Here is a 15,451-nt window from a genome sequence, read left to right as displayed (position 1 = left end):
AACGCAGCCAGAACGCTACTATCAGATAAAAGCTGGATTACAGGCTTTCGTCAGCAACGTTCTGGCTGCGTTTATTATTATCGTAGAATAACCAATACAGCAGAAGGTTCGGTCAGACCCTGCAGAATCAGCAGATGCGTTGGAATTTTCTTCATGAGCGAGCATAGCGCCAGACCGGAGAGCATTGTCTGAGCGTGCAGCGCACGCGAGTTTTGCTCGCAGGTCTGGCAATAGGCGGCGGAGCGAATGAAGTACAAAATTTCACAGCATCTGCTGATTCTGCAGGGTCTGACCGAACCTTCGGACCTTATTGGTTGTTCTCTAAATTGCAATTTTAGAAAAGTTCGCCTACGCTCTTGACAATATTGTATGATATGGTAATATAAACATATGAATAGATGTTCATATAAAGAAACGGAGGAGTGCTATGACAGAGGCGGAAAAAATCCAGATTGAGCAGGAAGTGGAAGATGGTTCCTGTGAGTTCATGCATGTCCATGAGGAAATTGTGGAAAAGGTAGAAGGCGTGATGCCGGACGAGCAGCAGCTTCTGGATCTGTCGGAGTTTTTTAAGATATTTGGAGACTCCACCCGGATCAAGATTTTGTATGTGCTCAGCCAGTCGGAAATGTGTGTCTGCGATATTGCGACGCTTTTGCAGATGGGCCAGTCCGCTATTTCCCATCAGCTCAGAGTCTTAAAGCAGATGCGTCTGGTGTCTTTCCGGAGGGACGGAAAAACCGTATTTTATAAGCTGGCAGATGCCCACATCCAGACGATTCTGGCTCAGGGCATGGAGCATATCAGCGAGTAAAATTCTGCCGGGAAGCTGTGAATGGGAATAAAAACTCTGCGTCAGCATGGCACGGAGCATATTAAAAAGTAAAAGGAGAGAATATCATGAAGAAGATCATCAAATTAGAGGGCTTATGCTGCGCAAACTGTGCTGCAAAGATTGAGGAAGGCGTTAAGAAATTAGATGGTGTGAACAGTGCGAGCTTAAGCTTTATGACCCAGCGCCTCATCATGGAAGTGGAAGACGGAAGAGAAGATGAGCTGGTTGAGGCTGCAAGAACTGTAGCTGCAAAGGTTGAGCCGGAGGCAGAATTTAAGGTACTTCGCTAGTGCCGGAAAGGTATTTTCTATGACCAAGAAGCAGAAAAAAATGGTGGCCCGTCTTGTGGGCAGTGCTGTTTTCTTTATCGTCGCCATGATGCTGGAGAAAAAAACATTCTGGGCGTGGATCCCGTTTGTGCTTTCCTATCTGGCAGCGGGGTATGATATTCCGCTGAGAGCCTGTCGTAACTTAAAAAACGGTCAGGTGTTTGATGAAAACTTTCTGATGACCATTGCAACGCTCGGCGCGTTTGCCATTGGTTCTCTGGAAGAAGCCGTGGCGGTCATGCTGTTTTACCAGATTGGTGAGCTGTTCAATGATTATGCGGTCAACAAATCCAGAAAATCCATCACCGATTTGATGGATATCAACCCGGAATATGCCAATCTTCTTCGGGACGGAGAAGAAGAGCAGGTAGATCCTTACGAGGTGGAAATCGGCGACACCATTGTCATCCGACCGGGCGAAAAGGTGCCGTTAGACGGCATTGTCCTGGAGGGAAGATCCACACTGGATACAAAAGCATTGACGGGCGAATCTGTGCCGGTTGAGGTGGAAGCAGGGGAGAACATTGTGAGCGGTTCCATCAACCTGACAGGCCTTTTGAAGGTGCAGACCACCAGACTGTTTGACGATTCTACTGTGGCAAAGATCCTGGAGCTGGTAGAAAATGCAAGCTCCAGGAAGGCAAAGGCGGAGGCTTTCATCACCCGCTTTGCCCGTGTATACACTCCGGCTGTGGTAATTCTGGCGGCGATGCTTGCTGTGGTTCCTCCGCTGATCCTCGGCGGATGGAGCACCTGGATCTATCGCGCCTGCAGTTTCCTGGTTGTGTCCTGTCCGTGTGCACTGGTGATTTCCGTGCCGTTAAGCTTTTTTGGCGGTCTGGGGGCAGCTTCCAGACATGGTATTCTTATGAAGGGCAGCAACTATCTGGAGGCTATGGGAAGCCTGGATACAGCTGTCTTTGATAAGACGGGAACCCTGACTACCGGTAAATTTGAGGTAACTGATGTTTCACCGGTACAGGGAAGCAGGGAAGAACTTCTGGAGCTGGCGGCGCTTGGCGAACACAATTCCAATCATCCGATCGCACAGTCTGTGAAGCAGGCATATGGAAAAGAAGCTGATACCGGCCGCATTGGCCGGGTGGAAGAGATTTCCGGTCACGGCATTCATGCACAGGTTCAGATAAATGGTGAGTGGAAGGAGATCTACATCGGGAATCAGAAGCTGATGGACCGGCAGGGTGTTACCGTAAGCACGCCTGCGGCAGTACTGGGAACTACCCTGTATCTGGCAGAGGGAACCACTTACCTGGGTTCTATCGTCATTTCCGACAGTGTGCGTCCGGACGTTCCGGCCATGCTGGCAGGTCTGAAAAAGCAAGGCGTGAGCAGACTGGTGATGCTGACCGGAGATAAGGAAGAGGTTGGAAAGAAGGTTGCGGAGTCTATCGGCATTACCCATGTATTCGGCAATCTGCTTCCGGGTGACAAGGTAGCCAAGGTGGAGCAGCTGCTGGCAGAAAAGCCAGAGGGAAAGACCCTGGCTTTTGTGGGTGACGGCATCAATGATGCTCCGGTTCTGGCCCGCGCGGATGTAGGCATTGCCATGGGCGGTATTGGTTCTGACGCAGCCGTTGAGGCTGCGGATGTGGTCATCATGGATGATGAACCGTCCAAGATCGTGGATGCGATCTGCATTGCCAGAAAGACGGTGCGTATCGTAAAGCAGAACATTATCTTTGCGATTGCGGTTAAGATCGCGGTTCTGATCCTGGTAGCATTTGGCTGCGCGACTATGTGGGCGGCAGTGTTTGGAGATGTCGGAGTTTCTGTGCTGGCCATCCTGAATGCGATCCGTGCACTGAGCTATAAAAAATAACAATTACAAAACAAATAATAATAAACGACAATCAGAAGATGGCTGATAAAGCCTAAAAAACTGGCTTTTCCAGTTAGTACTGATTGTCGTTATTTTTTGTAGTGCAGACAATAGAAGTTCCGGGGCGGTATACAGAACAGGCATTTTTATATTCTGTTTTGTTTTGTAACATTATATGTATAAGTGTAAATATCACCGTTATAATAAGTTTCGATATATTCATAAGGATGCAAATATCCATCAATATGAGTATATGTGATGTGGGCCGAACAGAGCAACGCAATGTTATTGGCTGCTAGAAGTTCTTTTTGCCGGTCTGTTGGAAGCGTTGCTTTCAGTTCCAGTTGTTTTAATTCACGTTCCAGCCCAAGTGAATCAACAAATTCATAAAAGGATGCATTCAGACAATCGACATTGATGGCAGGAATGATTTTGGCCGAAACATAGGTGTAGCTGATTGCGATGGGCTTATCATTTCCTGTGCGTAAACGGACAAAATAATGAATGAAATCATTTCCGCTCAGTTCCAGCTTTTTGGCAATTGTAGGGATATCATCGGCACGGAGCAGCTCGTAGGATAAAAGCCTGGCCCCTGCTTTCACTCCAATGCTTTTCATATCCTCTGTGAAACTGGAACCGGTGCCGAGATTTTCTTTTTGAATATGTGGGGCAGTAACGAAGCTGCCGCGACCTGGAATTCGTTCAATATATCCGAGTGTGCTCAGATGGTTTAATGCTTTATTGATGGTCATTCGGGAAAAATTAAAACGTTGGCAAAGCTGTTCTTCTGTCATAATCTGATCGCCAATCTGCAAATTCTTTCTGGAAATTTCCTGCTTGATATAATCTTCAACCTGTTTGTATTTTGCTGTTTTCTGCATAACATCACATTCCTTTTGTCTGTTCATTGATATTGATCTATACATATAGTCAGTATATCACATTTAGTAAAGAAAATGAAGTTTGAATATGAAATATATTAGAAAATACTGATAAAAATATATACAAATAAACGAGAAAAGTATTGATTTTATCAAAATAATGTAGTAATATATGTATATATAAAGTATAAAACGACGAATAATAGAAAAGATATTTGCAAAAACGCAACAAAATGAACAGGAGGAAATTATGGAGACACCAAGCATGATTGGTTATATTCAGGACCAGGGGCGTGCCTTGAAGGCCACATTTGAAAACAGAGCAGTTTATTGTAATCCGTTTTGTCAAATTTTTCAGGAACGTGATATTCGGAAAATCTATCTTCTGGGTTCTGGAACCAGTTACAATGCCGCAACGGCAATTAAACAGTATCTGGAAATGTATCTTCCTGTGGAAGCAGAAGTGATGATTCCTACAGTATTTACGAACCACGCGAAAATTAATCGAAATTGTATATACAATCAAGATGAGATATTGGTGGTCGGTATTTCTCAGTCAGGCACCAGCGTATCAACCATTGAGGCCATGAAAAAGGCGAAACAGGAAGGGTACTATACAGTTGCCATCACTGAGGCAACAGAAAGTCTGATTACCAGAGAGGTCGATCGAGTTGTAAAGCTGACGTGCGGAAAGGAAGAAATTCCGGTTGAGACGAGAGGATATAGTGTAACATTGCTTCAAGGGTATCTGACAGCATTGGAAGTTGCACATTCTAGAAAAAAACTGGATGATACAGATTTCGAATTGCGGATCACCAGAACAGCAGAATTTCTGGAACATTATCCGGAAATTATGGAGCAGACAGAGAAATGGTATTTGGCAAATCAGAAAGAGCTTCTTAACATGAGAAAGGGCTGTGTTGCCGCCTATGGCCTGAATTACTGTACGGCCATTGAGGCAGAATTGAAGCTGTTTGAGACGTTTAAACATCCAGTACGTGGGTATGAAATGGAAGAAATGATCCATGGTCCACAGATGGCATTTGATGAAGATACTTATGTTTTTCTTGTCGCCTCCGAAGAAAAAGAATTGGAGCGGGTACCACGGTTCATTCAATTCTTTGAGGAGAATCACATTACAGAACATGTTTTTGTAATCACTGCGAATGAGATGAAACTGAAAGAAAAAGATTTATGCTTTTATGCACCGATTCCGGCAGAATTAAGCCCACTTGTTTTTACGCTTCCGTTTCAGATTATGGCTGCGAGAAATTGTATTGCAGTGGGTATCGATACAGCAAAACGTCCCAAGAATAGAAAAGCATTTGCGCATATTTATATGGAGGAACAGTCATGAACCAGTTCATTATTGTAACACATGCAACACTGGCAGGAGGATTTGCAGATGTTGTGAGGTTTTTTAAATCAGATTTGGAGAATGTTCAGTTTATTAATGCTTATGTGGAGTCGCAGGAATTTGAAAAAGAGTTTCGGACTGCACTGGAAAAGGTAAAGGGCGAGAATGTGATTGTTCTTAGCGATATCATGGGAGGAAGTGTCAATCAGGTGGCAACAAGGCTGATGCAGGAATTTTCTTATCAGCTGATTACAGGGATAAATCTTCCACTTCTGATTGAACTGACCTTTATGCCAGATGGAATAACCGCGGAGCAGATTCGGAACAGCGTTGTCAATGCAAGAGAACAGATTGTATATGTCAATGATTTTGTCCGGCAGGAAGAAGTGGGCGGTGAAGAGGAATTGTAATGAGATAAATAAGATAAAAAGTAGGAGGGAATGCGTATGATTATTATGGTAAGGGCAGATGATAGGCTGATTCATGGAATGGTGGCGGTGTCCTGGACATCCCATTTGCAGCCTCAGACGATTCTGGTGGCCAACAATGTGGCTGCGAAAGATTCCTTTAAAGCCATGACGATGAAAATGGCAAAGCCGGCGGGGGTGAATCTTGTAATCAAATCTCTGGATGATTCTGTCAAAGCACTGAATAATCCAATCAATGACAAAAAGAAAATTTTTCTTGTAACGGAAACAGTCAAAGATGCGGCTTATATTTATGAACGCACTGCTGGTTTCGGACATCTGAATGTCGGAACGGCAGGAGTAAACAAAAAGGAGGGAGAAACCTACATAGCAACATTGCCTCAGGTGTTTATGACGGAGGAGGAATTTCGGTTTGCCAAAAAGATGGCAGACAGAGGCGTGGAGATTTTTGCACAGATTACTCCGACCAGGGAACGGATGGAATTTAAAGACATTGAGAAAATTTTCGGCAAGTAGGAGGGATATGTTATGATTCAGGGATTTTTGGTAGCATTAGTAGCAGCACTTGTGTATATGGAATCCAGAATTGGAGGCCAGCATATGCTGGACCGTCCGATCATCATTGGACCACTGGTTGGTGTGATTCTTGGAGATCCGGTGACAGGCCTTATGGTAGGTGGCTCACTGGAACTGGTGTGGATGGGTCTTGTTGGTATTGGAACATCCACACCACCGGATGTAGTAGTTGGTTCCGCATTGGCTACGGCATTGGCCATCAAGACAGGAGCAACTTATGAAACGACACTGGCGCTGGCTATTCCAATTTCTCTTCTGGCTCAGGTCGGAGCAATCGGTGTCTGCATTCTGAATACTGTTTTTGCACATCGTGCAGATGCATGCGCGGAGAAAGGTGATTACCGCGGAGTAGAAATTTCAAACTGGATGGGATCTGCACTGTATTTTATTTTTAAATTTTCCATGGTATTCATCGGGTTTATGATTGGCTCCGATCTGATCACAAAGCTGGTAAGCAATATCCCGGAGATTATTCAGAAAGGTCTTGGGCAGTCGGGCAACCTGCTTCCGGCACTTGGTGTTGCTATGCTGATTCAGATGACATGGGATAAAAAGTTTGGAGCGTTTCTGTTCCTTGGGTTTGCCCTTGCTGCATTCTTAAATGTAAGTACCATTGGTGCTGCAATATTTGGTGTGGTATTCGCAGTCTTATACTTTATGCTGTCTGGCAATATGGGACATACAGCAACTGTAAATTCAGATGAAAGTGAGGAGTTATAGGCATGGGGGAAGAAAAGAAATTAAGTTCAAAAACATTAAAAAAGGTATTTAACCGTCATTATCAGCTTCTTGGATGCTTTAACTATGAACGTCAGATGTCGACTGGATATGCATGGACCATGATGCCAGCTTTGAAAGAACTTTACAAAGATAATCCAGAAGAAATGAAGTCAGCAGTCAAACGCCATTTGGAATTTTACAATTGCGCGACCACTCCAAGCCCGTTCATCATCGGCATTTCCTGCGCAATGGAAGAGCAAAATGCCAGTGCGGAACCGGGGGAATATGATCCGTCATCCATTACATCGGTTAAGGCTGCTTTGATGGGACCGCTGGCTGGTATCGGTGACAGTTTCTTCTGGGGAACGTTTCGCGTGATTGGTGCCGGTATTGCAGCTCCGCTGGCTGTAGCCGGAAACTTTATTGGACCTCTTTTGTATTTTCTGATTAATGTGATACCATCTGAAGTTGTCCGCCGTTTTGGTTTTAAGATTGGCTACGAGGGAGGTAGCACATTCCTGACTCAGATTTCAGAGGATGGAACTCTGCAGAAATTGACGGAATCAGCCAGAATTATGGGACTTGTTGTGATCGGAGCCATGATTCCGGCCATGGTAAAATGTGACATTGCCACTGTGCTGAACATCAATGGGGCTGAGATTGTCCTGCAGGATATGATTGATCAGGTATGTCCGAAACTTCTTCCAATGCTGTTGGTATTTATTTGCTATAAGCTTTTAAAGAAACGTGTATCTGGAACTGTGATTATGATCGGTCTGCTGCTCTTTGGCATCATTGCTGTAGCTCTTGGAATTTTATGATACTATTCAATTTTTGGAAAGACAGGTGTGAAAAATGGAAAAGAAAGAATTGATTGACAGTTTAAAAGATGGACTGATTGTTTCCTGCCAGGCTGTACCGAGTGAACCACATTATATGCCTGGAATCACAACCATGTATGCGGAATGCGCAAAATGGGCTGGTGCAGTTGGTCTTCGTGTGAATTCTCCGGATGATATCCGGGCCATCAAGGCGAAGGTAGACCTGCCAATTATTGGCATCTGGAAAATTGACCGCAATATCAAGGATGTGTATCTGACTCCAAGTCTGGAAGCTGCGCAGGCAGTATGGGATGCAGGTGCTGAGATTATTGCGATTCAGGCAACGAATCATTACCGGGATGATGGAAAATTGGCTTACGAGACCATCAGGGAAGTGAAAGAACATATTCCGGATGCCCTGATCTTTGCAGATGTTGCTACTGCAGAAGATGCTCGGATTGCAGCTTCTTATGGAGCGGATTTTGTTGCTCCTACATTATATGGATATACAAAAGCTGGATGCTTTGACAAACTGGAAATTAAGGACGCGCCGGATTATATCCTGTTAAGGGATATTGTAGATGCGGTGAAAGGAACTGATACAAAGGTAATTATGGAAGGAAAGGTATCAACACCGGAGATTGCAGTTCAATGCCTGTATATGGGAGCTCATGCTGTTGTTGTTGGAAATGCAATTACCAGACCACATATTACAGCAAAGAGATTTGCGCGGGCACTTGCCAGATTTCATGAATAGACAGCAGAGAATAGTAGAATAAGGGGAGTATAAAATGGAATATAGAGAATGGGACATGTATGATTATATTCTGGAGTCAAAAGCAGCAGTGAGAAATATTGTAGAAAATCAGGATACAATTTTTGAACAGGCTTTGAATTACTGTAAAGAAAAAAAATTTGAGCAGATTTATATTCTGGGATCTGGAACCAGTTATCACGCATCTGTAGCTGCAAAGAAAATTGTAGAAGACAAACTCGGCGTAAAAGTAATCAATATGTATCCGATGGAGTTTGTTGATAATGAACAGGTTTTTAATCCGAATACTCTGGTGATTGGTGTGTCTCATGCAGGAAGAAGCAGCAGCACAATACGGGCCCTGGACAAGGCGCGTGAACTTGGCTTTCTGACCATAGCTATGACGGCCGAGAGGGAGCGGCCGATTACGGAGCATGCAGATTGTTGTGTTTATATTGAAATCGGAGATGAATTTGCAGGACCAAAGACAAAGGGATATATTGGTTCTATCGCAACCATCGCAATGCTGGGATTGAAACTTGCAGTACAGAATGAGAAAATTGAGGAGAAAGAAAAGCAGGATCTGGAAAAACGGATGCTGGATACATCCGATCAGATCCCGGATATCGCAGAGCGTGCATGGGCCTGGTACCGAGAGAATGCAGAGAATTTGAAAAAATGCCGGCGCTTGATTGTGCTTGGATATGAATCCTGCATGAGCGCAATGCTGGAAGGAACCTTAAAGATTCTGGAGGCAGTCCGCTACAGCGTAGTTGGCTATGAAATGGAAGAATTTATGCACGGAGTATATCATTCTATTGACCAGGATACGTATCTTCTGTATCTGGGGTGTCCGGGAAAACATTACCAGCGGATGGTCAATATGATGAAGTACTTTGGGGAAAGAGACCACGCTCATAATTATATGGTGACTTCGGAAAAAGAGCAGGAGAGCAAAGAAAATTTTGTTTATCCGTTCCAGAATGATCCGTATTTTGCATCCATGGAGTATGTTGTCCCATTGCAGGTAATTGCACGCAAGCTTTCCCTGGATCTTGGAATTGACTGTAATATTTCCAGCGATCCAAATTTCCATAAAAAAATGGGAAGTTATACCTACTAAGTGAAAATGATATCGTGAAACGTAGTTGACATCAGTTGACAAAAAATGATGAAACTGCTATCATCAGTTACATGATGAAACAAGGGCGTTTCAGGAAAGCTTCGCAAGGAGCTTTCTTGACGCTCTTGTTTTTTTATTATAATATGAATGATATATCTCATTACAGTATGGAAGGAGATTGACATGAGCAGATATACGAAAAAAGATATCATCCGTATGACAGAGGAAGAGGATGTGGAGTTTATCCGTCTTCAGTTTACGGATATTTTTGGAATGCTGAAAAATGTGGCGATTACAGCAGGACAGCTGGAAAAGGCATTAAATAACCGCTGCATGTTTGACGGTTCCGCAATTGAAGGCTTTGTGCGCATTGAGGAATCCGATATGTACCTGTATCCGGACCTGGATACCTTTGCAATTTTTCCATGGAGACCGCAGCAGGGCAAGGTGGCACGCCTGATGTGTGACGTATACCATCCAAACGGCGAGCCGTTTGAAGGCGATCCGCGTTATGTGTTAAAGAAGGTTCTGAAAGAGGCTGCGGATATGGGCTATGAGTTCCACGTGGGACCGGAGTGTGAGTTCTTTTTATTCCATACAGATGAGGAAGGACGCCCGACCACCAATACCCACGAGAACGCCAGCTATTTTGATGTGGGTCCCATCGACCTGGCTGAGAATGTACGCCGCGATATCGTTCTGAATCTGGAGGATATGGACATTGAGGTGGAGGCATCCCACCACGAATTATCTCCGGCCCAGCATGAGATCGATCTGGAGTACACGGAGGGACTGGCTGCGGCAGACAACATTATGACCTTCAAGATGGCTGTAAAGACCATCGCAAAGCGCCATGGTCTTCACGCAACTTTCATGCCGAAGCCGAAGGCAGGCATGAACGGCTCCGGCATGCACATCAACATGTCTCTGGCTGATGCCCGTGGAAAAAATCTGTTCGTAGATGACAATGACAGTCTTGGTCTGAGTAAGGTGGCGTATCAGTTTATGGCAGGGATCCTGGCACATATCCGGGAGATCACCCTGCTCACCAATCCTCTGGTCAATTCCTATAAGCGTCTGGTTCCTGGGTATGATGCGCCGGTCTGCGTGGCATGGTCTGCCCATGCAAACCGCAGCGCACTGATCCGTATTCCGAGTTCCCGCGGGGAAGACAGCACCCGCATCGAACTGCGCTGCCCGGATTCCGCAGTAAACCCGTATCTGGCACTGGCAGCCTGCCTGGCAGCAGGTCTGGACGGCATTAAAAAAGAAATGACACCTCCGGCCAGTGTGGACTGCAATGTATTTGCCATGACAGATGAAGAAATCCGCACTCTGGGGATTGAACAGCTTCCTCAGACCATGGGTGAGGCCCTGGAAGCTTTTGAGGGCAGCACATTCGCAAGAGAGGTGCTCGGAGATCATATTTACACGAAGTATCTGGAAGCAAAGAGTGCAGAGTGGAAGAAGTTTCGCGCGGAAGTAACGGACTGGGAAGTGCAGGAATACCTGTACAAGTTCTAGCGGAGCAGTTTTCAGAAGTTCCCTGATATCAAAACCCGGAGGTGAGCGTTTTGGCAAATATTATTGTGGCATTTTCTAAGCCGGAAGACGCAAAAAGCATAAAAAACATATTGATGAAAAACGGGTTTGAGGTGGTCGCTGTCTGCACATCCGGAGCACAGGTTCTTTCCCAGATGGAAGATTTAAATGGAGGGATCGTAGTGTGTGGCTATCGTCTGACAGATATGCTGTACTCGGAACTGAGGGAATGTATGAGCGCGGAGAATGCCATGCTGATGATCGCGTCTCCAAATAAGTGGTCTGCGGACGCACCACAGGATGTGGTGTGCCTGCCCATGCCATTAAAGGTACATGATCTGGTGGGAACCCTGGAGATGATCGTGCAGGCCCAGGCGAGAAGAAAAAAGAAGCTGCGCCAGCAGCCGAAGCAGAGAAATGAGAAGGAGCGCGCTGTTATTGATCAAGCCAAGGCACTTCTCATGGAGCGCAACAGCATGACGGAGGAGGAAGCACACCGGTACATACAGAAATGTAGCATGGACAGCGGAACCAATATGTATGAGACAGCCCAGATGGTCATCAGTCTGATGTAAGGTGAAGGTATCATGGAATAAATCAGCAATACAGGTAACGTAAACAAATATAGAAATGGAGCGGTTTATGAAATTTACAAAAATGCAGGGAATCGGAAACGATTACGTCTATGTCAATTGTTTTGAGGAGCATGTGGAGGATCCGGCGCGCGTAGCGCAGCTTGTGAGTGAACGTCATTTTGGAATCGGGTCAGACGGCCTGATCCTCATCTGCCCGTCCGAGGTGGCAGACTGCCGCATGCGGATGTTCAATGAGGATGGAAGTGAGGGCAGCATGTGCGGCAACGGTATCCGCTGCGTGGGAAAATATGCTTACGATCACGGTATTGTTGACAAGCCGCAGATTTCGGTTGAAACTCTTGGCGGCATCAAATATCTGGATATGAGGATAGAAGGCGGAAAAGTGAAAACCGTAAAAGTTGATATGGGCATTCCGCAGCTGACCAGTGAGCTGCCGGAGAAAATCCAGGTGGATGGAAAAAAACTTGAGTTTACCGGAATTGATGTTGGAAACCCGCATGCCGTTTATTATGTGGATGATGTAGACAGTCTGGATCTGGAAAAAATCGGTCCGGCTTTCGAGATGCACGAGCGCTTTCCGGACCGCGTCAACAGCGAGTTTATCCGGGTTATTGACCGCAGACACCTGCAGATGCGTGTGTGGGAGCGGGGCAGCGGCGAGACCTGGGCCTGCGGGACCGGTGCAACGGCCAGTGCTGTGGCCAGCATGATGCTGGGCCTGGTGGAAAACACCGTGGAGGTGCAGCTGATCGGCGGAAATCTGGAGATTACCTGGGACCGTGAGAGCGGGCATGTCTATATGACCGGTCCGGCTGTGGAGGTTTTTACCGGTGAGATCGACCTGACACAGTATGAAGAGAAAAATTGAATCTAAAATCCACCCCTTGACACGGATTTCCAATTATGCTAGATTAAAAAGCAGTGGTAATATACAATCTTAAATGCGATGAAAAGAAAAAGTATGCGTGATGAGGTTTTCAGAGAGCTGTCGGATGGTGCGAGGCAGCAACAGCGGGCGCAGAAACTGGTCTTGGAGCAGCCCGCCGAACACATTTTTAAAGCAGTAAGTAGGCCGGGACGGATATCCACCGTTATCGGAATCAAGCGCATGCGAACGCATGAAGCAGAGTGGTACCGCGCAAGGAGCAAAAAGTGGAAGAATATCCTGCGTCTCTGACAATATCAGGGATGCAGGTTTTTTATTTCTTAAATTGCAATCAGGAGGAAGAATCATGGCAAGTTACAACCATAGCGCTATTGAGAAAAAGTGGCGTGAAAACTGGGCTCAGAACCCGATCAATGTCAATGATGGCAAAAAACCGAAATATTACTGTCTGGATATGTTCCCATATCCGTCCGGAAGCGGACTTCATGTAGGTCACTGGAGAGGTTATGTGATCTCTGACGTATGGAGCCGTTACCAGATGTTAAAGGGTCATTATGTCATTCATCCGATGGGCTGGGATGCATTCGGCCTTCCGGCAGAGAACTATGCAATCAAAATGGGTGTGCATCCGGCAAAATCTACCGCTGAGAATATCAAGAACATTAAGCGCCAGATCAACGAGATCGCAGCTATTTATGACTGGGATATGGAAGTGAATACCACCGATCCGGGATTCTATAAATGGACCCAGTGGATCTTTGTACAGATGTTTAAAAAAGGCCTGGCTTATGAGAAAGAGTTCCCGATCAACTGGTGTCCGTCCTGTAAAACCGGTCTGGCAAACGAAGAAGTAGTAAACGGCTGCTGCGAGCGCTGCGGTTCTCCGGTTACCAAGAAGAACCTGCGTCAGTGGATGTTAAAGATCACCGCTTACGCAGACCGCCTGTTAAACGACCTGGACAAGCTGGACTGGCCGGAAAAGGTTAAGAAGATGCAGAGCGAGTGGATCGGCAAATCCTACGGTGCCGAGGTGGATTTCCAGGTCGAGGGAAGAGATGAGAAGATCACCGTTTACACTACCCGCCCGGATACTCTGCACGGCGCAACCTTTATGGTACTGGCTCCGGAGCATGCTCTGGCTAAGAGCCTTGCAACTGACGAGACCAGAGAGGCTGTTGAAAAATATATCTTTGATTCCTCCATGCGTTCTAATGTGGACCGTATGCAGGATAAGGAAAAGACCGGCGTATTTACCGGAAGCTATGCCATCAACCCGTTAAATGGCGCAAAGGTTCCGATCTGGCTGTCTGACTATGTACTGGCAGATTATGGTACCGGTGCGATCATGTGCGTACCGGCACATGATGACCGTGACTTTGAGTTTGCAAAGAAATTCAATATTCCGATCATCCAGGTTATCGCAAAGGATGGAAAAGAAATTGAGAATATGACCGAGGCTTACACCGAGGCAGTCGGTACCATGATCAATTCCGGTGACTGGAATGGCATGGAGTCTTCTGTATTAAAGAAAGAGGCTCCGGCTATGATCGAGAAGATGGGCTTTGGCAAGAAGACCGTCAACTATAAGCTTCGTGACTGGGTATTCTCCAGACAGCGTTACTGGGGCGAGCCGATCCCGATCGTACATTGTCCGAAATGCGGCAACGTGGCTGTTCCGGAGGAAGAGCTTCCGTTACGTCTCCCGGAGGTCGAAAGCTACCAGCCGACCGGTACCGGCGAATCACCGCTGGCTGCAATTGACGAGTGGGTAAACTGCAAGTGTCCGCAGTGCGGCGGCCCGGCAAAGAGAGAGACCAACACCATGCCGCAGTGGGCAGGTTCTTCCTGGTACTTCCTGCGTTATGTGGACAACCACAACGACAAAGAACTGGTTTCCAGAGAGAAGGCTGACAAATATCTGCCGGTTGATATGTACATCGGCGGCGTAGAGCACGCAGTCCTGCATCTTCTGTACTCCCGTTTTTACACGAAGTTCCTGCACGATATCGGAGTGGTAGACTTTGATGAGCCGTTCAAGAAGCTGTTCAACCAGGGCATGATCAATGGCAAGAACGGCATCAAGATGAGTAAATCCAAAGGAAACGTGGTTTCCCCGGATGACCTTGTAAGAGATTATGGCTGTGATGCTCTGAGAATGTATGAGCTGTTTGTAGGACCGCCGGAGCTGGACGCAGAGTGGGATGACCGCGGCATTGAAGGCGTTTCCCGCTTCTTAAGCCGTTTCTGGAACCTGGTTCAGGACAGCAAGGACAAAGATATCGCAGAGACAAAAGAAATGGTCCGCCTGCGCCACAAGCTGGTATTTGACATTGAGCAGCGCTTCAACCAGTTCAGCTTAAATACCGTTGTATCCGGCTTCATGGAGTACAACAACAAGCTGATCGAGCTGGCTAAGAAGACCGGCGGCATCGACAAAGAGACCTTAAAAACCTTTACCGTCCTGCTTGCTCCGTTCGCACCGCATATCGGTGAGGAAATCTGGCAGCAGCTTGGCGGAACCGGCAGTGTGTTCCATACCCAGTGGCCGGAGTGCGATGAAGAAGCCATGAAGGACGATGAGATCCAGATCGGTGTTCAGGTCAACGGCAAGGCAAGAGGCGTTGTGACCATCCCGGCAGATGCCTCCAGGGATGTTGCCCTTGCAGCAGCAAAAGAGGCTGTGGCTGACAAGATCACCGGAACGATCGTGAAAGAGATTTATGTACCGGGCAAGATCATCAACATTGTCTGCAAGTAATATAT

General features: G+C 46.4%; 15 protein-coding genes and 1 other annotated feature. Of the genes, 14 read left to right on the top strand and 1 reads right to left on the bottom strand.

Features of this window, described 5'->3' with window-relative positions; translation table 11 throughout:
- Positions 1–427: 427 nt before the first annotated feature.
- The 3 genes from DW819_RS09635 (at position 428) to DW819_RS09625 (ending at position 3,004) form a co-directional block, all read left to right on the top strand.
- Positions 428–814 carry a metalloregulator ArsR/SmtB family transcription factor gene (locus DW819_RS09635; protein WP_118533400.1) on the top strand — a complete coding sequence of 129 codons (387 nt, stop codon included), beginning with the start codon at positions 428–430 and terminating at the stop codon, positions 812–814.
- An 86-nt stretch (positions 815–900) separates the two neighbouring features.
- A complete protein-coding gene (locus DW819_RS09630; protein ID WP_118733107.1) occupies positions 901–1,125 on the top strand; it encodes a cation transporter in 225 nt (74 codons plus the stop codon).
- A gap of 19 nt (positions 1,126–1,144) precedes the next feature.
- Positions 1,145–3,004, top strand: a complete 1,860-nt coding sequence (locus DW819_RS09625) for a heavy metal translocating P-type ATPase (protein WP_118733106.1) — start codon at positions 1,145–1,147, stop codon at positions 3,002–3,004.
- A 146-nt stretch (positions 3,005–3,150) separates the two neighbouring features.
- On the opposite strand, the gene DW819_RS09620 is transcribed toward DW819_RS09625, so the two are convergent.
- Complete coding sequence (locus DW819_RS09620) at positions 3,151–3,885, bottom strand: GntR family transcriptional regulator (RefSeq protein WP_118733105.1); 735 nt, start codon at positions 3,883–3,885, stop codon at positions 3,151–3,153.
- 265 nt (positions 3,886–4,150) lie between these two features.
- Here DW819_RS09620 and DW819_RS09615 point away from each other — a divergent pair, with 265 nt between their 5' ends.
- The 11 genes from DW819_RS09615 to leuS all read left to right on the top strand — a co-directional run bounded on the left by DW819_RS09615 (position 4,151) and on the right by leuS (position 15,446).
- A complete protein-coding gene (locus DW819_RS09615; RefSeq protein ID WP_207665305.1) occupies positions 4,151–5,242 on the top strand; it encodes an SIS domain-containing protein in 1,092 nt (363 codons plus the stop codon).
- Entirely contained in the window at positions 5,239–5,652 is a 414-nt protein-coding gene (locus DW819_RS09610; protein ID WP_118733103.1) for a PTS sugar transporter subunit IIA, read from the top strand. The genes DW819_RS09615 and DW819_RS09610 overlap by 4 nt, the downstream gene beginning before the upstream one ends.
- Positions 5,653–5,688: 36 nt before the next feature.
- A complete protein-coding gene (locus DW819_RS09605) occupies positions 5,689–6,186 on the top strand; it encodes a PTS sugar transporter subunit IIB (protein ID WP_118733102.1) in 498 nt (165 codons plus the stop codon).
- Between the two features lie 12 nt (positions 6,187–6,198).
- Positions 6,199–6,966: a PTS sugar transporter subunit IIC gene (locus tag DW819_RS09600; protein WP_118733101.1), complete on the top strand. Its 768-nt coding sequence runs from the start codon at positions 6,199–6,201 to the stop codon at positions 6,964–6,966.
- Between the two features lie 2 nt (positions 6,967–6,968).
- Positions 6,969–7,787 (top strand): PTS system mannose/fructose/sorbose family transporter subunit IID, encoded by an 819-nt coding sequence (locus DW819_RS09595; RefSeq protein ID WP_118533384.1) that lies wholly within the window; start codon positions 6,969–6,971, stop codon positions 7,785–7,787.
- Positions 7,788–7,821: 34 nt separating this feature from the next.
- Entirely contained in the window at positions 7,822–8,544 is a 723-nt protein-coding gene (locus DW819_RS09590) for a putative N-acetylmannosamine-6-phosphate 2-epimerase (protein ID WP_118733100.1), read from the top strand.
- A gap of 34 nt (positions 8,545–8,578) precedes the next feature.
- Complete coding sequence (locus DW819_RS09585; protein ID WP_118733099.1) at positions 8,579–9,664, top strand: SIS domain-containing protein; 1,086 nt, start codon at positions 8,579–8,581, stop codon at positions 9,662–9,664.
- Between the two features lie 183 nt (positions 9,665–9,847).
- The gene (glnA, locus tag DW819_RS09580) at positions 9,848–11,188 is read left to right on the top strand and encodes a type I glutamate--ammonia ligase (protein ID WP_118733098.1); all 1,341 of its coding nucleotides are present in this window, start codon (positions 9,848–9,850) and stop codon (positions 11,186–11,188) included.
- A 50-nt stretch (positions 11,189–11,238) separates the two neighbouring features.
- Positions 11,239–11,781: an ANTAR domain-containing protein gene (locus DW819_RS09575; protein ID WP_118533376.1), complete on the top strand. Its 543-nt coding sequence runs from the start codon at positions 11,239–11,241 to the stop codon at positions 11,779–11,781.
- A 67-nt stretch (positions 11,782–11,848) separates the two neighbouring features.
- Positions 11,849–12,670 carry a diaminopimelate epimerase gene (gene dapF / locus DW819_RS09570; RefSeq protein WP_118733097.1) on the top strand — a complete coding sequence of 274 codons (822 nt, stop codon included), beginning with the start codon at positions 11,849–11,851 and terminating at the stop codon, positions 12,668–12,670.
- A gap of 69 nt (positions 12,671–12,739) precedes the next feature.
- Positions 12,740–12,980, top strand: a binding site (T-box leader).
- A 54-nt stretch (positions 12,981–13,034) separates the two neighbouring features.
- Complete coding sequence (leuS, locus tag DW819_RS09560; RefSeq protein ID WP_118733095.1) at positions 13,035–15,446, top strand: leucine--tRNA ligase; 2,412 nt, start codon at positions 13,035–13,037, stop codon at positions 15,444–15,446.
- Positions 15,447–15,451 lie beyond the last annotated feature (5 nt).

Origin of the sequence: Clostridium sp. AM33-3, assembly GCF_003480315.1 — a bacterium.
Classification (GTDB): domain Bacteria; phylum Bacillota; class Clostridia; order Lachnospirales; family Lachnospiraceae; genus Brotaphodocola.
The sequence above is the reverse complement of the archived record's forward strand: the minus strand, read 5'-3'. Positions and strand labels throughout refer to the sequence as shown.